At 57.6% G+C, this 18,935-nt stretch carries 15 protein-coding genes and 1 riboswitch; of the genes, 9 read left to right on the top strand and 6 right to left on the bottom strand.

What is annotated here, in order from left to right; translation table 11 throughout:
• Window positions 1–21: 21 nt before the first annotated feature.
• Window positions 22–795, bottom strand: a complete 774-nt coding sequence (nudC, locus tag QZ766_RS07930) for an NAD(+) diphosphatase (protein ID WP_297199840.1) — start codon at window positions 793–795, stop codon at window positions 22–24.
• A gap of 95 nt (window positions 796–890) precedes the next feature.
• Here nudC and rsd point away from each other — a divergent pair, with 95 nt between their 5' ends.
• The 9 genes from rsd (at window position 891) to QZ766_RS07885 (ending at window position 7,861) form a co-directional block, all read left to right on the top strand.
• Window positions 891–1,391 carry a sigma D regulator gene (gene rsd / locus QZ766_RS07925; RefSeq protein ID WP_297199838.1) on the top strand — a complete coding sequence of 167 codons (501 nt, stop codon included), beginning with the start codon at window positions 891–893 and terminating at the stop codon, window positions 1,389–1,391.
• 54 nt (window positions 1,392–1,445) lie between these two features.
• Window positions 1,446–1,547: riboswitch (TPP riboswitch) on the top strand.
• A 79-nt stretch (window positions 1,548–1,626) separates the two neighbouring features.
• Entirely contained in the window at window positions 1,627–3,522 is a 1,896-nt protein-coding gene (gene thiC, locus QZ766_RS07920; RefSeq protein WP_297199835.1) for a phosphomethylpyrimidine synthase ThiC, read from the top strand.
• Window positions 3,522–4,157 (top strand): thiamine phosphate synthase, encoded by a 636-nt coding sequence (thiE, locus tag QZ766_RS07915; protein WP_297199833.1) that lies wholly within the window; start codon window positions 3,522–3,524, stop codon window positions 4,155–4,157. Before thiC ends, thiE begins: the two co-directional genes overlap by 1 nt.
• Entirely contained in the window at window positions 4,150–4,905 is a 756-nt protein-coding gene (locus QZ766_RS07910) for a HesA/MoeB/ThiF family protein (protein WP_297199829.1), read from the top strand. Before thiE ends, QZ766_RS07910 begins: the two co-directional genes overlap by 8 nt.
• Complete coding sequence (gene thiS / locus QZ766_RS07905) at window positions 4,889–5,089, top strand: sulfur carrier protein ThiS (protein ID WP_297199826.1); 201 nt, start codon at window positions 4,889–4,891, stop codon at window positions 5,087–5,089. Before QZ766_RS07910 ends, thiS begins: the two co-directional genes overlap by 17 nt.
• Window positions 5,090–5,091: 2 nt before the next feature.
• A complete protein-coding gene (thiG, locus tag QZ766_RS07900; protein WP_297199823.1) occupies window positions 5,092–5,862 on the top strand; it encodes a thiazole synthase in 771 nt (256 codons plus the stop codon).
• Window positions 5,859–6,986, top strand: coding sequence for a 2-iminoacetate synthase ThiH (gene thiH, locus QZ766_RS07895; RefSeq protein ID WP_297199820.1), 1,128 nt, complete (start codon window positions 5,859–5,861; stop codon window positions 6,984–6,986). The genes thiG and thiH overlap by 4 nt, the downstream gene beginning before the upstream one ends.
• A gap of 248 nt (window positions 6,987–7,234) precedes the next feature.
• A complete protein-coding gene (locus tag QZ766_RS07890) occupies window positions 7,235–7,540 on the top strand; it encodes a PTS sugar transporter subunit IIB (RefSeq protein WP_297199817.1) in 306 nt (101 codons plus the stop codon).
• A 3-nt stretch (window positions 7,541–7,543) separates the two neighbouring features.
• Window positions 7,544–7,861: a PTS lactose/cellobiose transporter subunit IIA gene (locus tag QZ766_RS07885; RefSeq protein WP_297199814.1), complete on the top strand. Its 318-nt coding sequence runs from the start codon at window positions 7,544–7,546 to the stop codon at window positions 7,859–7,861.
• A gap of 67 nt (window positions 7,862–7,928) precedes the next feature.
• Here the strand turns inward: QZ766_RS07885 and QZ766_RS07880 are convergent, their stop codons facing one another.
• From QZ766_RS07880 to rplJ, 5 genes are all read right to left on the bottom strand, one after another.
• Window positions 7,929–9,269: an anaerobic C4-dicarboxylate transporter gene (locus tag QZ766_RS07880; RefSeq protein ID WP_297199811.1), complete on the bottom strand. Its 1,341-nt coding sequence runs from the start codon at window positions 9,267–9,269 to the stop codon at window positions 7,929–7,931.
• 206 nt (window positions 9,270–9,475) lie between these two features.
• A complete protein-coding gene (gene rpoC / locus QZ766_RS07875; RefSeq protein ID WP_297199809.1) occupies window positions 9,476–13,699 on the bottom strand; it encodes a DNA-directed RNA polymerase subunit beta' in 4,224 nt (1,407 codons plus the stop codon).
• 76 nt (window positions 13,700–13,775) lie between these two features.
• Window positions 13,776–17,804: a DNA-directed RNA polymerase subunit beta gene (gene rpoB, locus QZ766_RS07870; protein WP_297199807.1), complete on the bottom strand. Its 4,029-nt coding sequence runs from the start codon at window positions 17,802–17,804 to the stop codon at window positions 13,776–13,778.
• A 325-nt stretch (window positions 17,805–18,129) separates the two neighbouring features.
• Window positions 18,130–18,495: a 50S ribosomal protein L7/L12 gene (rplL, locus tag QZ766_RS07865; RefSeq protein ID WP_297199803.1), complete on the bottom strand. Its 366-nt coding sequence runs from the start codon at window positions 18,493–18,495 to the stop codon at window positions 18,130–18,132.
• Window positions 18,496–18,561: 66 nt separating this feature from the next.
• A partial coding sequence (gene rplJ / locus QZ766_RS07860; protein ID WP_297199800.1) for a 50S ribosomal protein L10 occupies window positions 18,562–18,935 on the bottom strand: 374 nt, incomplete at its 5' end.

Genomic DNA, 18,935 nt, shown 5'->3' with positions numbered 1-18,935 from the left:
TTATCGCGCCAGTTTAGCACGTCACTCCGCGTCTGCCCGACACATCGCCACGGTATCTTCGATAAGCCGGCGCGCCACGGTGCCCGGCGGCGGAAGTTTTGGAAGATCGTCGTAGCGGTACCAGTCGGCGTGGAGAAGCTCTTTCTGATCGATAACGATCTCACCGCTGTCATAGTCGGCCATAAATGCGGTCATCAGCGACTGCGGGAAGGGCCACGGCTGGGAGGTAACATAGCGCAGGTTCTTCACTTTGATGCCGCTCTCTTCCATGATTTCCCGCGCCGCGGCCTGCTCCAGCGTCTCGCCGACCTCAACGAAGCCCGCCAGCACGGTGTGAACGCCGTTGCGGTGGCGGGTGTGCTGGGCCAGCAGGATAGCGTCATCCCGGCGGATGGCGACAATGATGCAGGGCGCTATCTGCGGATAGTAGCGCTCGCGGCAGTTGCCGCACAGCATCGCCCATTCGGTATTGCCGGGGTGCATTTCGTGGCCGCAGTAGCCGCAGAATTTGTGCGAGCGGTAAAACTCGGCAAGCTGCACGCCGCGCCCGGCGAGCTGAAAAAGCCCGACATCGCAGTTCAGCAGCTGGCGCAGGGAAGCCATATCGTGCTGCCGCCCCTGCTGGACCAGCCAAACCGGCTCGCCCTGCCATTCGCCTATCTGCATCGCGGCCTGACCCACCACGCCAAATTCGCCCGCCTCGCCGAGTGGCAATTCTCCTCCCGGCAGCCATAATTTCTGTTCACGGCTAACGATCCACCAGCCGCGATCTCGTTTTTCAATTATACGATCCATATCTATTGCACTACCTTGGCTTCACTGGCACTGTGGTTAACAGTTTATTTACATTTTGATGCGCCATTTTCTCTTCTTAACGTCGGAGTCCACCCATGCTGAACCAGTTAGAACGTCTGAAAGAGCGCGTTGGCGGCAGCCACCACCTCGTCGACAGCTGGCTACAGGTGCGCAAGCAGCTGCTGGTTTCATACTATAACCTGGCGGGAATGACCCCAGGCAAAACGGCCTATATCAGCCTGAATGAAAAAGCGCTGGACGATTTTTGCCACCGTCTGGTGGACTATCTTTCGGCCTGCCACTTCAATCTTTATGAACGCATCGTCGCGAAATTGAAAGATGAAAGTCTTAGTGTAGCCGTCTCCCGCATCTATCCGCAGCTCAATGACAACACGCAACAAATTATGGATATTTATGACAGCAATCTTGAGCAGGCGATAGACGACGATAACTGCATGGCGTTTCAGCCCGCGCTCTCCGCCCTCGGCGAAGCGCTTGCCGCCCGCTTTACGCTGGAAGACCGCCTCATCACCCTGGCGCTCGATAGCGCCCAGCACAGCGCAAACGATGACGATAACGTCGCCCGCCCCGCTTGAGTTCTTGCTGATTAACGCGTAGTTTACCTTTCTGCCCCATATTTTTATCGGGGCTTTATCTTGTCGGAGTGCCCATTTGGGCTGAGACCGTTAATTCGGGATCCGCGGAACCTGATCAGGCTAATACCTGCGTAAGGGAACAAGAGTTACCTGCTTTACCATCGTCGCCGTGACGATCCCTCTTTGTTCATCCGTCGTCTGACAAGCCATTTCTTACTCACATTTGGAATGCGCTATGTCTACCGTTAAAACCACCCGCCGCGAACAGCGTGCAGAAGCCCAGCGTTTTATCGACTCGCTGGAGGGTACCGCCTTTCCCAACTCGCAGCGGATCTATATCTCCGGCGAGCAGAGCGATATTCGCGTGCCGATGCGCGAAATCCAGCTGAGCCCGACGCTTATTGGCGGCTCCAGCGACAACCCGCAATATGAAGAGAACGAAGCCATTCCGGTGTACGACACCTCGGGCCCCTATGGCGATCCGGCGATTACCATCGACGTGCGCAAGGGTATTTCCCGGCTGCGCCAGCCGTGGATCGACGGCCGGCAGGACTGCGAGACGCTCGGCGAGCGCAGCTCCAGCTACACCAAAGCCCGGCTGGCGGACGACGGACTGGACGCGCTGCGCTTTGCGGGCCAGCTTACGCCCCGGCGCGCCCTCCCCGGCAAATGCGTGACCCAGCTGCACTACGCCCGCAAGGGGATCGTCACGCCGGAAATGGCCTTTATCGCCATCCGCGAAAATATGGGCCGCGAGCGTATCCGCGCCGACGTGTTGCGCCAGCAGCACCCCGGCGAGGGCTTCGGCGCGCGGCTGCCGGAAAACATTACCCCGGAGTTCGTACGCGATGAAGTGGCGGCCGGGCGGGCGATTATCCCGTCCAATATTAACCATCCCGAGTCCGAGCCGATGATTATCGGCCGCAACTTTCTGGTGAAGGTGAACGCCAATATAGGTAATTCGGCGGTGACGTCGTCTATCGAAGAAGAGGTTGAGAAGCTTGTATGGTCCACCCGCTGGGGCGCGGATACGGTGATGGATCTCTCCACCGGCCGCTATATTCACGAAACCCGGGAGTGGATTTTACGCAACAGCCCGGTACCCATCGGTACGGTGCCGATTTATCAGGCGCTGGAGAAGGTAAACGGCATCGCCGAAGATCTGACCTGGGAGGCGTTTCGCGACACCCTGCTGGAGCAGGCGGAACAGGGCGTGGACTACTTCACCATTCACGCCGGGGTGCTGCTGCGCTACGTACCGATGACCGCCAGGCGGCTGACCGGCATTGTCTCCCGCGGCGGCTCCATCATGGCGAAATGGTGCCTGTCGCACCACCGGGAGAGTTTCCTGTACGAGTACTTTCGCGAAATCTGCGAAATCTGCGCCGCCTACGATGTGGCGCTCTCCCTCGGGGACGGGCTGCGCCCCGGTTCCATTCAGGACGCCAACGACGAGGCGCAGTTCGCCGAGCTGCACACTCTCGGGGAGCTGACTAAAGTGGCCTGGGAGTACGACGTTCAGGTGATGATTGAGGGCCCCGGGCATATCCCGATGCAGATGATCCGCAAAAATATGACTGAAGAGCTGGAGCACTGCCACGAAGCGCCGTTCTACACTCTGGGGCCGCTCACGACCGACATCGCGCCGGGCTACGATCACTTCACCTCCGGCATCGGCGCGGCGATGATCGGCTGGTTCGGCTGCGCGATGCTCTGCTACGTCACGCCGAAAGAACACCTGGGCCTGCCGAACAAAGAAGACGTTAAGCAGGGACTCATTACCTACAAGATTGCCGCCCACGCCGCGGACCTGGCGAAAGGCCATCCCGGAGCGCAAATCCGCGATAACGCCATGTCGAAAGCCCGCTTCGAATTCCGCTGGGAAGACCAGTTCAACCTTGCACTCGATCCCTTCACCGCCCGCGCCTATCACGATGAAACCCTGCCCCAGGAGTCCGGGAAAGTGGCGCACTTCTGCTCGATGTGCGGGCCGAAGTTCTGCTCGATGAAAATAAGTCAGGAGGTGCGGGACTACGCGGCGAAGCAGGTGATTGAAGTGGGCATGGCGGACATGTCGAACAACTTTCGCGCCCGGGGCGGCGACATTTATCTGAAACGCGAGGAGGTCTGATGTACCAGCCTGATTTTCCCCCGGTGCCGCGCCGCCTGGGACTCTACCCGGTGGTGGACAGCGTAGAGTGGATTGAACGCCTGCTGGACGCGGGCGTGAGAACCCTCCAGCTGCGGATCAAAGACCGCCGCGACGACGAGGTGGAGGGCGATATTATCCGCGCGATCCGCCTCGGGGAGCAGTATCGCGCCCGGCTGTTTATTAACGACTACTGGCGGCTGGCGATTAAGCACCGCGCCTGGGGCGTGCATCTCGGGCAGGAAGATCTTGAGACCACCGATCTGGCGGCCATTCGCCAAGCCGGGCTGCGGCTCGGGGTTTCCACCCACGACGATATGGAAATTGACGTAGCGCTGGCGGCGAAGCCTTCGTATATCGCCCTCGGCCACGTTTTTCCCACCCGGACCAAGCAGATGCCTTCCGCCCCGCAGGGGCTGCAGCAGCTGGCGGCACACGTTGCGCGACTGAAAGATTACCCGACGGTCGCCATCGGCGGCATCAGCATCGACCGGGCGCCGGACGTGCTGGCGACTGGCGTGGGCAGCATTGCGGTGGTAAGCGCCATCACGCAGGCCCCGGACTGGCAGCTGGCTACCGCGCAGCTGCTGGAGATGGCGGGAGCGGGCAATGAATGATGCCGACTTTATGCGCTACAGCCGGCAGATCCTGCTGGAGGATATCGCCGTTGACGGCCAGCAGCGGCTGCTGGCAAGCCGGGTGCTGATTGTCGGCCTCGGCGGTCTGGGATCGCCGGCGGCGCTGTATCTGGCCGGGGCGGGGATCGGCACACTGGTGCTGGCGGACGACGACAGCGTGCACATCAGCAATCTGCAGCGGCAAATTCTGTTTACCGAGGATGACCTGAATCAGCCGAAGGCCGAGCGCTCCAGGCGGCGTCTGGCGCAGCTTAACCCGGGAATTAAAATTATCGCCCTGCGCCAGAAGCTGGCGGGGAGCGCGCTCGGAGAACAGGTGGCACAGGCGGATCTGGTGCTCGACTGCACCGACAATATGCTAACCCGCCAGGACATTAACCGCGCCTGCGTGATAAGCGACACGCCGCTTATCACCGCCAGCGCCGTCGGGTTCGGCGGCCAGCTGATGGTGCTGACGCCGCCGTGGGCGCAGGGCTGCTACCGCTGCCTGTGGCCGGACGATCGCGAGCCGGCACTCAACTGCCGCACTGCGGGAATACTGGGCCCGGTGGTCGGCATAATGGGTACTTTCCAGGCGCTGGAGGCGGTCAAGCTGCTGAGCGGCATGGATACGCCGCGCAATACGCTGCGGCTGTTCGACGCCCGCGCCGGCAGCTGGCGCCAGCTCTCCCTGACGCCGTCGCCGGACTGCCCGGTTTGCGGAGGACGCCATGCAAATCTTCATTAACGACGAGGCCCGCACCTGCGAATCAGGGCTCAGCGCCGCCGCCCTGCTGGTCGAACTGGATCACGATAAGCCCGGCGTCGCGCTGGCAATTAATCAGCAGATCGTCCCCCGCGCGCAGTGGGCGCAGCACATTCTGCAGGAGGGCGACGCCCTGCTGCTTTTTCAGGTTATTGCCGGAGGTTAACCATGTTACGCATTGCCGATAAAACGTTTGATTCCCATCTGTTCACCGGCACCGGCAAATTCGCCACTTCCTCGCTGATGGTGGACGCCATTCGCGCCTCGGGCAGCCAGCTGGTAACCCTGGCGATGAAGCGCGTCAACCTGCGCCAGGATAACGACGCGATCCTGCAGCCGCTGCTGGACGCGGGGGTTACGCTGCTGCCGAATACCTCCGGGGCGAAAACAGCCGAAGAGGCGATCTTCGCCGCGCGTCTGGCGCGCGAGGCGCTCGGCACCCGCTGGCTGAAGCTGGAAATCCATCCCGACGCCCGCTGGCTGCTGCCGGACCCGATTGAAACCCTCAAGGCGGCGGAGCTGCTGGTGAAAGAGGGATTCGTGGTATTGCCCTACTGCGGCGCCGATCCGGTGCTGTGCCGCCGGCTGGAAGAGGCAGGCTGCGCCGCGGTGATGCCGCTGGGCGCGCCCATTGGCTCCAATCAGGGGCTGGAAACCCGGGCGATGCTGGACATCATCATCGCGCAGTCTTCGGTGCCGGTAGTGGTTGACGCCGGGATCGGCGTGCCGAGCCACGCCGCGCAGGCGCTGGAGATGGGTGCCGACGCAGTGCTGGTTAATACCGCTATTGCGGTCGCCGATTCGCCGGTGCAGATGGCAACCGCGTTTCGCCTGGCGGTGGAAGCCGGACTGCTGGCGCGCGCCGCCGGTCCCGGCGCCATTAGCCGGGAGGCGCAGGCCACCAGCCCGCTGACCGGATTTCTGGAGACGCTGTCATGAGCACCTTTACCGAGCGCTGGCGCCAGCTGGACTGGGACGACATCCGCCTGCGCATCCACAGCAAAACCGCCGCCGACGTGCAGCGCGCCCTGAACGCCCGCCAGACCAGCCGCGACGATCTGATGGCGCTGCTCTCGCCGGCGGCAGAGGCTTTTCTCGAACCGCTGGCGCAGCAGGCGCAGAAACTGACCCGCCAGCGCTTTGGCAACACTGTCAGCTTTTACGTTCCGCTCTATCTCTCCAACCTGTGCGCCAACGACTGCACCTACTGCGGCTTCTCAATGAGCAACCGCATCAAGCGCAAAACCCTCGACGAACACGAGATTGCCCGTGAATGCGAAGCCATTCGCGCGATGGGATTCGAGCACCTGCTGCTGGTGACCGGAGAGCATCAGGGCAAGGTGGGCATGGACTATTTTCGCCGTCACCTGCCCGACATTCGCCGCCGCTTCTCCTCCCTGCAGATGGAAGTTCAGCCGATGGGACAGGAGGAGTACGCCGAACTCAAAACCCTGGGGCTGGACGGGGTGATGGTGTATCAGGAAACCTATCACGAGGCGATGTACGCCAGGCACCACCTGAAGGGTAACAAGCAGGACTTTTTCTGGCGGCTGGAAACGCCGGACCGGCTGGGCCGGGCGGGAATCGATAAAATTGGCCTCGGCGCGCTGATTGGCCTGTCCGACAGCTGGCGGGTGGACTGCTTTATGGTGGCGGAGCATCTGCTGTGGCTGCAGCAGAAATACTGGAAAAGCCGTTTCTCCCTCTCCTTCCCCCGCCTGCGGCCCTGCGCCGGCGGCGTCGAGCCCGCGTCGCTGATGAGCGAAAAGCAGCTGGTGCAGACCATTTGCGCATTTCGCCTGCTGGCACCGGAAGTGGAACTGTCCCTCTCCACCCGCGAGTCGCCGTACTTCCGCGATCGGGTGGTGCCGATCGCCATCAATAACGTTAGCGCCTTCTCGAAAACCCAGCCCGGCGGCTACGCCGACGACCATCCCGAACTGGAGCAGTTTGCCCCCCACGACGGGCGACGTCCGGAAGAAGTGGCACAGGCGCTGGCGGCCCGCGGGCTTCAGCCGGTGTGGAAAGAATGGGACAGCTGGCTGGGGCGCGACCCGGCTTAATAAATCAGGCCGCGCAGTGTTGCACCGGCTGCGCGGCGCTGGAAAATCTCTCGTTCGATTCTGCTCAGCCAGGAGCTTCAATCGGACCTTTTCAGAAGCCCGCTTCGCCCTTCCTTTTTCAATTCTGTAACCGGTTTCATTTTTTTGCGGCTATCTTTGTGATGCTTTACACAAGATTGCCGCAAAGCGGTTGTTGCCCGCCGGGCCTCACGCTAAACATGGAGCATCACGGACCACGAGGGCAAGTTATGAAAAACATTGTTTTATGCTGCGCAGCGGGAATGTCCACCAGCATGCTGGTTCAGCGCATGAAGGATGCGGCACAAAAGAAAGGCATTGAGGCCTCTATTAAAGCCGTGCCGGTCGCCGAATTTAAAGACAACATTGCCAGCGCCGATATTGTCCTGCTGGGGCCGCAGGTGAAGTACGAGCAGGCCAAGCTGCAGGCCGAAGCGGAGCCGCTGGGCAAGAAAGTGGCCGTTATCGATATGATGGATTACGGCATGATGAAAGGCGACGTCGTGCTTGAGAAAGCCCTCAAGCTCATGGAGTAAAACGTGGAAGATTTAGAAACCACCATCATGGAACTGCTGGTCAACGCCGGCGCAGCGCGCAGCGCCGCCCTCACCGCCCTGCAAATGGCGCGCAAGGGCGACTTTGCGGCAGCCGAGCAGTCGATGACCGAGTCCCGCGAGTACGTCAAGCAGGCCCACACTATCCAGACCCAGCTTATCGGCCTGGACGAAGGCACCGGCAAGCTGCCGGTGAACCTGATCACCGTACATTCCCAGGATCACCTGATGAACGCCATGGTCATTCAGGACCTGGCCGGAGATATGATTGAGCTTTATCGGCGGCTGCCGGCGGTGGGTTAAACTCGCATTGGCGAAGCTCTAATCAGGACGTATATTTGCCTCAGGCGCCCCGCAGGGCGCTTTTTTATCATAAAAACCCGTACATCCACGCAAATACCCAACCAAACACGCACGACACGCTGACGCCGATCAGCCCCGGCAGGATAAAGCTGTGGTTGATGACGAAGCGGCCAATGCGGGTGGTGCCGGAGCGGTCAAACTGGATAGCCGCCAGATCGCTGGGGTATGTTGGCAGAATGTAGTAGCCGTAGCAGGCGGGCGCGGAGGCGACGATATAGGCGGGATCAACGCCAATCGCCAGCGCGACCGGGACAATGGCCGCCAGCGCTGCGGCCTGAGAGTTAACAAACTTCGACACCAGCAGCAGCACAATGGCATAGGCCCAGGGATACTCTTTCACCATCTGCCCGAGCGCGCCCTCAATCTCTTTAAGGTGCGCGCCGAACATGGTCTCCGCCATCCAGGCAATGCCGTACACCGCCACAATAGCGATCATGCCGGAGCGGAAAACTTCATTCTTTGAAATGGAGGCCGGATTGGTTTTAGTGACAATCACAATGACCGCGCCGGCAAATAGCATAAACATCTGGATCACCAGCACCATCGACAGCGGCTTGCCGTCAAAGGCCGGACGCAGGGTGGAAAACGCCCCCAGCAGCGCAACGACGGCGATGGCGGCGAGGAAGATCCACATTGCTATCCAGTTGCGCTTCGGTAGCTTGCGGTCGAGTAGCGTCGCGGTATCGCCGTAGACGTAGTGGCGGTTTTCCGGCGTGGCGATGAATGCCTGAAAATCCGGGTCTTTGTCGAGATCTTTGCCGCGAAACCAGCTGAAAATGCCGATAGCCAGAATGCCGAGCAGCGTCGAGGGAATGGTAATGGAGAGCAGATCGAGGAACTCAAGGTGCCTGCCGTTAAAGGTAAAGTTGCCGAGCATCGCCACCAGCGAAACCACGGCGACAGAGACCGGGCTGGCGATAATGCCCATCTGCGCGCCGATGGTGCTGGCCGCCATCGGCCGCTCCGGACGAATATTATTTTTAATAGCCACGTCGTAGATAATCGGCAGGATGGTGTACACCACGTGGCCGGTGCCGCAGAGGATGGTGAGGGTACAGGTGACGAACGGCGCGACGATCGAGACGTACTTCGGATTGCGGCGCAGCAGCTTTTCGGCAATCTGCAGCATCACGTCGAGCCCGCCGGAGGCCTGCAGCGTGGCGGATGCTGCGACTACCGCGATAATCACCAGCATCACGTCAACCGGCGGTTTGCCCGGTTTGAGGTGAAAAACAAACACCAAAATCACCAGACCAATGCCGCCCAGCAGGCCCAGCGCAATGCCGCCTTTCCTGGCTCCGTAAAACAGACAAATTAAAACAATGACGAGCTGTAGAGCAAATTCCATATATCCCCCAAAGCCTGCTGAAGTGCATCTGGCCACGCATGCGGGCGCAAATAAGCACAGTTAAAATAAGGTCTTTGGTGAATATATCGGCTTTAAAGTGCTTATTTATTGATTGGCGTACACTTTTTCAGCCGCGCCGCTAAAAAAAAGCGCATAAAAAAGCCAGTCAGGAAACCTGACTGGCTTTTTAAGCGGTGCGTCAACGATTAGTCGTTGTTAGAACCACCCAGACCTGCGTTCAGCAGCTCTGCCAGGCTGGCAGATGCTTCTTCCGCGCTCACCTGCGGTGCAGCAGTCGGCTCGCCAGCGGCGCGACGACGGATGCGATCCTGGTGATAGGCATAACCGGTACCAGCCGGGATCAGACGACCCACGATAACGTTCTCTTTCAGACCGCGCAGTTCATCGCGTTTGCCCGCAACGGCTGCTTCGGTCAGTACGCGAGTGGTCTCCTGGAACGATGCCGCGGAGATGAAGGACTCGGTAGCCAGAGACGCTTTGGTGATACCCAGCAGATCGCGCGCGAAGGTAGCGCCAATCTTGCCGTCCGCTTCCAGCTCGCGGTTAGCGATCTTGATGCGGGAGTATTCAGCCTGCTCGCCTTCCAGGAAGTCGGAGCTGCCTGCGTTAACGATGGTCGCTTTGCGCAGCATCTGACGAACGATAACTTCAATGTGCTTATCGTTAATCTTAACGCCCTGCAGACGGTAAACGTCCTGCACTTCGTTAGTGATGTAGCGCGTAACGGCGTGCACGCCGCGCAGACGCAGAATGTCGTGCGGTGCTTCCGGACCGTCGGAGACCACGTCGCCGCGTTCAACGCGTTCACCTTCGAACACGTTAAGCTGACGCCATTTCGGGATCATCTCTTCGTACGGATCGCTACCGTCAACCGGGGTAATCACCAGACGACGCTTGCCTTTGGTTTCTTTACCGAAGGAAATGATACCGCTGATTTCCGCCAGGATTGCCGGCTCTTTCGGGCGACGAGCTTCGAACAGGTCGGCAACGCGCGGCAGACCACCGGTGATATCCTTGGTACCGCTGGATTCCTGCGGAATACGCGCCAGGGCGTCACCGGAGCTGATCTGTACGCCATCGTCCAGCTGTACGATCGCTTTACCCGGCAGGAAGTACTGAGCCGGCATGTCGGTGCCCGGGATCAGAACGTCATTACCGTTAGCATCAACGATTTTCAGCGCCGGACGCAGGTCTTTACCACCTGTAGTACGCTCTGCGGAATCCAGAACCACCAGTGAGGACAGGCCGGTCAGTTCGTCGGTCTGACGCGTGATGGTCTGGCCGTCGATCATGTCGGTGAAGCGGATGAAACCGCTCACTTCGGTGATAACCGGCATGGTGTGCGGATCCCAGTTTGCAACGGTTTCACCGCCGGCAACCTGCTCACCGTCACCTTTCGCCATAACGGCACCGTAAGGCACTTTATAGCTCTCTTTGGTACGACCAAATTCGTCGATCAGCTTCAGCTCGGTGTTACGCGAGGTGACAACCAGTTTACCGGCAGAGTTCACAACAGACTTAGCGTTGCTAAGACGGATGCTACCTTTGTTTTTCACCTGGATGCTGGATTCAGCTGCCGCACGGGATGCTGCACCACCGATGTGGAACGTACGCATGGTCAGCTGTGTACCCGGTTCACCGATGGACTGTGCCGCGATAACGCCGATGGCCTCACCTTTGTTGATGATGTGGCCACGCGCCAGGTCACGACCGTAGCAGTGCGCACAAACGCCGAAGTCAGTTTCGCAAGATACAACGGAACGTACTTTCACGGAGTCAACAGAGTTGGCTTCCAGCAGGTCACACCAGTGTTCATGCAGCAGCGTGTTGCGCGGAACGAGGATGTCGGCGGTGCCCGGCTTCAGAATATCTTCTGCTGCCACACGTCCGAGAACGCGATCGCGCAGCGGCTCTTTAACATCACCACCCTCAATAACCGGGGTCATGACGATGCCTTCCAGCGTGCCGCAGTCGTCTTCGGTAACTACCAGATCCTGCGCCACGTCAACCAGACGACGGGTCAGATAACCGGAGTTTGCTGTTTTCAGTGCGGTATCCGCCAGACCTTTACGCGCACCGTGCGTGGAGATGAAGTACTGGAGTACGTTCAGACCTTCACGGAAGTTCGCGGTGATCGGCGTTTCGATGATGGAGCCATCCGGCTTCGCCATCAGACCACGCATACCTGCCAGCTGACGAATCTGTGCAGCAGAACCACGCGCACCGGAGTCGGCCATCATGTAGATGCTGTTAAAGGAAACCTGCTGCTCTTCTTTACCTTCGCGGTTGATTACCGTTTCGGTCTGCAGGTTGTCCATCATCGCTTTGGATACGCGATCGTTCGCCGCGGCCCAGATATCGATGACTTTGTTATAGCGTTCGCCCGCGGTTACCAGACCAGACTGGAACTGCTCCTGGATCTCAGCAACTTCGGCTTCTGCTTCGCTAATGATTTCGTATTTTTTCGCCGGGATGACCATGTCATCAATACCAACGGATGCACCTGAACGGGCTGCGTAAGCAAAACCGGTGTACATCGTCTGGTCAGCAAAAATAACGGTCGGCTTCAGGCCCAGAATGCGGTAACAGGTGTTCAGCATTTTGGAGATGGCTTTCTTGCCCAGCGCCTGGTTGACGATGGTGAAAGGCAGACCTTTCGGTACGATCATCCACAGAATGGCACGGCCAACGGTCGTGTCTTTCAGGCTGGTGTGCGCAACGAATTCGCCGTTAGCGTCTTTTTCATATTCGGTGATACGCACTTTAACGCGCGCATGCAGAGAGGCCAGGCCAGCGCGGTAAATACGCTCGGCTTCTTTCGGGCCAGTCAGCACCATGCCTTCGCCTTTGGCGTTAACACAGTCGCGGGTCATGTAGTACAGACCCAGTACAACGTCCTGAGACGGAACGATGATTGGTTCGCCGTTCGCCGGAGACAGGATGTTGTTGGTAGACATCATCAGCGCACGCGCTTCGAGCTGGGCTTCCAGCGTCAGCGGTACGTGAACAGCCATCTGGTCACCATCGAAGTCGGCGTTGTACGCGGCGCAGACCAGCGGGTGCAGCTGGATAGCTTTACCTTCGATCAGAACCGGTTCAAAGGCCTGGATACCCAGACGGTGCAGAGTAGGTGCACGGTTCAGCAGTACCGGGTGTTCGCGGATAACTTCGTCGAGGATATCCCAAACGACAGCTTCTTCGCGCTCAACCATTTTCTTCGCGGCTTTGATGGTGGTGGCCAGGCCACGCAGTTCCAGCTTGCCGTAAATGAACGGTTTGAACAGCTCCAGCGCCATTTTCTTCGGCAGGCCGCACTGATGCAGACGCAGGTACGGACCTACGGTGATTACAGAACGACCGGAGTAGTCAACGCGCTTACCGAGCAGGTTCTGACGGAAACGACCCTGCTTACCTTTGATCATATCGGCCAAAGATTTCAGCGGACGCTTGTTGGAACCGGTGATCGCACGACCGCGACGACCGTTATCCAGCAGGGCATCTACCGCTTCCTGCAGCATACGTTTTTCGTTGCGTACGATGATATCCGGCGCGGCCAGATCCAGCAGACGCTTCAGGCGGTTGTTACGGTTGATCACGCGACGATACAGATCGTTCAGATCTGACGTTGCGAAACGACCACCGTCCAGCGGAACCAGCGGACGCAGATCTGGCGGCAGAACCGGCAGAACGGTCAGGATCATCCACTCCGGCTTGTTGCCAGACTGTACGAACGCTTCCAGCAGCTTGATGCGCTTGGTGAGCTTCTTACGCTTGGTTTCGGAGTTGGTTTCGTTCAGCTCTTCGCGCAGCTGCTCGCACTCCTGCTCCAGGTCCATGTTTTTCAACAGGGCCTGAATAGCTTCCGCACCCATTTTCGCGTCGAATTCGTCACCGAACTCTTCCAGCGCGTCGAGGTACTGCTCTTCGGTCAGGATCTGGTTGCGTTCCAGATTGGTCATGCCGCCTTCGATAACCACATAGGATTCGAAGTACAGCACGCGCTCGATATCGCGCAGCGGCATATCAAGCAGCAGGCCGATGCGGGACGGCAGCGATTTCAGGAACCAGATGTGCGCAGTCGGAGACGCCAGCTCGATGTGGCCCATGCGCTCGCGGCGCACTTTGGTCTGGGTCACTTCAACGCCGCACTTCTCACAGATCACACCGCGGTGTTTCAGGCGCTTGTACTTACCGCACAGGCACTCGTAGTCTTTTACTGGCCCAAAGATACGGGCGCAGAAAAGGCCGTCACGCTCAGGCTTGAACGTACGGTAGTTGATGGTTTCCGGCTTTTTAACTTCACCAAAAGACCATGAACGGATCATGTCTGGCGAAGCCAGAGCAATTTTGATCGCATCAAACTCTTCGGTTTTAGTCTGCGCTTTCAGAAACTTTAATAAATCTTTCACGGATTTGCTCCCGTCGGAGTTAGCACAATCTGGCGCCGGGTATTATCCCGGCACCAGTGACCTGTTTGAGCGAGAGTTACTCGTCTTCCAGCTCGATGTTGATACCCAGCGAACGGATTTCTTTCAACAGTACGTTGAAGGATTCCGGCATGCCCGGTTCCATCTGATGGTTGCCGTCAACGATGTTCTTATACATCTTGGTACGGCCGTTTACGTCATCAGACTTAACGGTCAGCATTTCCTGCAGGGTATATGCAGCGCCGTAGGCTTCCAGCGCCCACACTTCCATCTCACCGAAGCGCTGGCCACCGAACTGAGCCTTACCACCCAGCGGCTGCTGGGTAACCAGGCTGTACGAGCCGGTAGAACGGGCATGCATTTTGTCGTCGACCAGGTGGTTCAGTTTCAGCATGTACATGTAACCTACGGTTACCTGACGCTCAAACTGTTCGCCGGTACGGCCATCGAACAGGGTGATCTGACCAGAAGCAGGCAGTCCGCCCAGCTCCAGCAGCCCTTTGATTTCAGACTCTTTCGCACCATCGAAGACCGGCGTTGCGATTGGCATACCCTTACGCAGGTTTTCTGCCAGACGCAGCACTTCATCATCGCTGAAGGTGTTCAGATCGACTTTCTGACGCACGTCAGTGCCCAGATCGTAGGCGCGCTGGATGAACTCACGCAGCTTGGCAACTTCCTGCTGCTGCTTCAGCATGGCGTTGATTTTCTCGCCGATGCCTTTGGCAGCCATACCCAGGTGAGTTTCCAGGATCTGACCGATGTTCATACGAGACGGTACGCCCAGCGGGTTCAGTACGATGTCTACCGGCGTACCGTTGGCATCGTGCGGCATATCTTCGATCGGGTTGATCTTGGAGATAACACCCTTGTTACCGTGACGACCCGCCATTTTATCACCAGGCTGAATCTGACGTTTAACGGCCAGATACACCTTAACAATCTTCAGCACGCCCGGTGCCAGATCGTCGCCCTGAGTGATTTTACGGCGCTTCGCTTCGAGTTTTTTCTCGAACTCGTGCTTCAGCTCGTCGTACTGCTCGGCCAGCTGTTCCAGCTGGTTTTGCTTCTCTTCGTCGGTCAGGCCGAGTTCCAGCCAGCGATCGCGCGGCAGTTTGTCGAGCTTCTCAGCTTCAACGCCGCCGGCAACCAGCACCGCGTAGATACGGCTGAACAGGCCCGCTTCGAGAATCTGCAGTTCTTCAGACAGGTCTTTCTTGGCCTGCTTGAGCTGCATCTCTTCGATTTCCAGCGCGCGCTTGTCTTTTTCCACGCCATCGCGGGTAAAGACCTGCACATCAATAATGGTGCCGGATACGCCGTTAGGTACGCGCAGGGAAGAGTCTTTAACGTCAGACGCTTTCTCACCGAAGATGGCGCGCAGCAGTTTCTCTTCCGGCGTCAGCTGGGTTTCACCTTTCGGCGTTACCTTACCAACCAGAATATCGCCACCGGTCACTTCCGCACCGATGTAAACGATACCGGATTCATCCAGTTTGGAGAGCGCAGCTTCACCCACGTTCGGGATATCAGCGGTGATCTCTTCCGGCCCCAGCTTGGTGTCGCGAGACACGCACGCCAGTTCCTGAATGTGAATGGTGGTGAAGCGATCTTCCTGAACCACGCGCTCGGAGACGAGAATGGAGTCTTCGAAGTTGTAGCCGTTCCATGGCATGAACGCTACGCGCATGTTCTGGCCCAGCGCCAGTTCACCAAGGTCGGTGGACGGGCCATCTGCCAGCACGTCACCGCGCTCAATCGGCTCGCCCAGAGAGACACACGGCATCTGGTTGATGCAGGTGTTCTGGTTCGAACGGGTGTATTTGGTCAGGTTGTAAATGTCGATACCTGCTTCGCCCGGATACATCTCGTCGTCGTTAACTTTGATAACGATACGGGAGGCATCCACGTACTGAACGGTACCGCCGCGTTTCGCTACGGCGGTAACGCCGGAGTCAACGGCAACAGCACGTTCCATACCGGTACCTACCAGCGGCTTATCAGCGCGCAGGGTCGGAACCGCCTGACGTTGCATGTTCGCACCCATCAATGCACGGTTGGCGTCATCGTGTTCCAGGAACGGGATCAGGGACGCACCGACGGAAACCACCTGCTGAGTGGATACGTCCATGTAGTCAACCTGATCGCGGCTGAACAGACTCGATTCGCCTTTGCTACGGCAGGTAACCAGATCGTCTACGAAGCGGTTATCGTCGCTCAGGTTGGAGTTCGCCTGCGCGATAACGAAGTTACCTTCTTCAATAGCAGAGAGGTAATGAATTTCGTCAGTAACGACACCGTCTGTCACTTTACGATACGGGGTTTCAAGGAAGCCGTATTCGTTAGTCTGTGCGTACACGGACAGGGAGTTGATCAGACCGATGTTCGGACCTTCAGGGGTTTCGATTGGGCACACGCGACCGTAGTGAGTCGGGTGAACGTCTCGAACCTCAAAGCCGGCACGTTCGCGGGTCAGACCACCCGGGCCGAGAGCAGAGATACGACGTTTGTGCGTGATCTCAGACAGCGGGTTGTTCTGGTCCATAAACTGGGACAGCTGGCTGGAGCCGAAGAACTCTTTCACCGCCGCCGAAATCGGCTTAGCGTTGATCATGTCCTGCGGCATCAGGGTATCGAGATCGCCCAGAGACAGACGCTCTTTCACCGCACGCTCTACGCGCACCAGGCCAACGCGGAACTGGTTTTCCGCCATTTCGCCAACGGAACGGATACGACGGTTACCGAGGTGGTCGATGTCATCCACTTCGCCTTTACCGTTACGGATATCGATGAGCTTCTTCATCACTTCAATGATGTCGTCTTTGCTCAGGATACCGGAACCTTCGATCTCGTCGCGCAGCAGGGAGCGGTTGAACTTCATGCGGCCAACCGCAGAGAGATCGTAGCGGTCTTCGGAGAAGAACAGGTTCTCAAACAGGCTTTCGGCTGCTTCGCGAGTCGGCGGCTCACCCGGGCGCATCATGCGGTAGATTTCTACCAGCGCGCTCAGACGATCGTTGGTCGGGTCAACGCGTACGGTCTCAGAGATGTACGGGCCGTGATCCAGATCGTTGGTGAACAGCGTTTCGATACGCTTGTGGCCGGACTGGCTCAGCTTGGCCAGCAGGTCAAGGCTCAGCTCCATGTTCGCCGGGCAAATCAGCTCGCCGGTATTGGTATCGACGTAGTCCTTCGCGGCAACTTTGCCCGCGATGTACTCAACCGGAACTTCGATGTGTTTAACATCGTCTTTTTCCAGCTGGCGGATATGGCGCGCGGTGATGCGGCGGCCTTTCTCAACGTAGATTTTACCGTCAGACTCGATGTCAAACGAGGCAGTTTCGCCGCGCAGACGCTCCGGGATCAGCTCCATCTGCAGCTTGTTGTCGCGGATTTCGAAAATAACTTTTTCGAAGAACAGATCAAGGATCTGCTCTGTGGTGTAGCTCAGCGCACGCAGAATGATGGTAGCAGGCAGCTTACGACGGCGGTCGATACGGACAAACAGGTTGTCTTTCGGATCGAACTCGAAGTCCAGCCAGGAACCGCGGTAAGGGATGATACGTGCGTTATAAAGCACTTTACCCGACGAGTGGGTTTTACCCTTATCGCTGTCGAAGAAGACGCCCGGGCTACGGTGCAGCTGAGAAACGATAACGCGCTCGGTACCGTTGATAACAAAGGTACCGTTATCGGTCATGAGCGGGATCTCGCCCATGTACACTTCTTGTTCTTTAATGTCTTTGACCGTGCCTTCCGGCGCTTCACGCTCATAGATCACCAGACGCAGCTTAACGCGCAGGGGAGCGGAATAGGTCACACCGCGGATTTGACACTCTTTAACGTCAAATACCGGTTCGCCCAGACGGTAGCTGACGTACTGCAGCTCGGAGTTACCGCTGTAGCTTGCGATCGGGAACACGGAACGGAATGCCGCTTCCAGACCATACTGACCTTCAGGATCTTGCTCGATAAACTTCTGGAACGAGTCAAGCTGGATAGAAAGGAGATAGGGAACATCCAGTACTTGTGGACGTTTACCAAAATCCTTACGAATACGTTTTTTCTCGGTATAGGAGTAAACCATTAGGGTTCCTCAGCTCGCTGACAAGTCTTCGACCCACTCTGCCCACGGGACGGGCAGTTTATGCAACACTATTTTGTTGACCGGAAAATTGAATACTTTCCGCAATACTTGTTGCTATCACGCTTAAACCATTTCATCGCGATTTACACAGAGCCCGCAGCGCTGTCGCGGTATATTAAGGCGTCGATAGAAACAAGTATTGTCAGGCTAACCAGCAGTCAAACAGTGTGAAATGCTACTGGCGCCTTACAGCGCAAAAAGGCTGGTGACCAAAAAGTCACCAGCCATCAGCCTAATTTCTCAGGCTGCAACCGGAAGGGTTGGCTTATTTAACTTCAACTTCAGCGCCAGCTTCTTCCAGAGATTTTTTCAGAGCTTCTGCGTCGTCTTTGCTCACACCTTCTTTCAGAGCGGCCGGAGCAGATTCAACGAGGTCTTTAGCTTCTTTCAGACCCAGGCCAGTTGCGCCACGTACTGCTTTGATAACAGCAACTTTGTTAGCGCCAACAGCTTTCAGAACTACGTCGAATTCTGTTTTCTCTTCAGCAGCTTCAGCCGGGCCAGCAGCAACAGCTACAGCAGCAGCAGCAGAAACGCCGAATTTTTCTTCCATTGCAGATACCAGTTCAACAACGTCCATTACGGACATAGCGGCAACTGCTTCGATGATTTGATCTTTGGTGATAGACATTTAAATTGTTCCTGAATATCAGAATAAGTTTATACGTAGGCGAGTGCTTGATAAAGATAACTGCGATTAAGCAGCTTCTTTCGCATCGCGTACAGCAGCCAGAGTGCGAACCAGTTTGCCGGCAGCGGCTTCTTTCATGGTTGCCATCAGGCGTGCAATTGCTTCTTCGTAGGTCGGCAGAGTTGCCAGGCGGTCGATCTGAGACGCCGGGATAACTTCACCTTCAAAGGCTGCAGCTTTGACCTCAAATTTTGCATTCGCTTTCGCGAACTCTTTGAACAGACGAGCAGCAGCGCCCGGGTGTTCCATAGAGTATGCAATCAGGGTCGGACCAACAAACGTGTCTTTCAGGCACTCGAACTGAGTACCTTCAACGACGCGACGCAGCAGGGTGTTACGAACAACACGCATGTATACGCCAGCTTCACGACCTGCTTTAC

Origin of the sequence: uncultured Pluralibacter sp. (assembly GCF_913775985.1) — a bacterium.
In the GTDB taxonomy this organism is placed as follows: Bacteria; Pseudomonadota; Gammaproteobacteria; order Enterobacterales; family Enterobacteriaceae; genus Pluralibacter.
Note: the sequence above shows the minus strand (reverse complement) of the source record. Positions and strands in the feature narration are given on the sequence as shown.

Coding starts and splice junctions, on each gene's coding strand:
- nudC (WP_297199840.1), bottom strand. CDS start 795: ATGGATCGTATAATTGAAAAACGAGATCGCGGCTGGTGGATCGTTAGC.
- QZ766_RS07880 (WP_297199811.1), bottom strand. CDS start 9,269: ATGGAATTTGCTCTACAGCTCGTCATTGTTTTAATTTGTCTGTTTTAC.
- rpoB (WP_297199807.1), bottom strand. CDS start 17,804: ATGGTTTACTCCTATACCGAGAAAAAACGTATTCGTAAGGATTTTGGT.
- thiG (WP_297199823.1), top strand. CDS start 5,092: ATGTTACGCATTGCCGATAAAACGTTTGATTCCCATCTGTTCACCGGC.
- QZ766_RS07890 (WP_297199817.1), top strand. CDS start 7,235: ATGAAAAACATTGTTTTATGCTGCGCAGCGGGAATGTCCACCAGCATG.
- thiS (WP_297199826.1), top strand. CDS start 4,889: ATGCAAATCTTCATTAACGACGAGGCCCGCACCTGCGAATCAGGGCTC.
- thiH (WP_297199820.1), top strand. CDS start 5,859: ATGAGCACCTTTACCGAGCGCTGGCGCCAGCTGGACTGGGACGACATC.
- rsd (WP_297199838.1), top strand. CDS start 891: ATGCTGAACCAGTTAGAACGTCTGAAAGAGCGCGTTGGCGGCAGCCAC.
- thiE (WP_297199833.1), top strand. CDS start 3,522: ATGTACCAGCCTGATTTTCCCCCGGTGCCGCGCCGCCTGGGACTCTAC.
- QZ766_RS07910 (WP_297199829.1), top strand. CDS start 4,150: ATGAATGATGCCGACTTTATGCGCTACAGCCGGCAGATCCTGCTGGAG.
- thiC (WP_297199835.1), top strand. CDS start 1,627: ATGTCTACCGTTAAAACCACCCGCCGCGAACAGCGTGCAGAAGCCCAG.
- rplL (WP_297199803.1), bottom strand. CDS start 18,495: ATGTCTATCACCAAAGATCAAATCATCGAAGCAGTTGCCGCTATGTCC.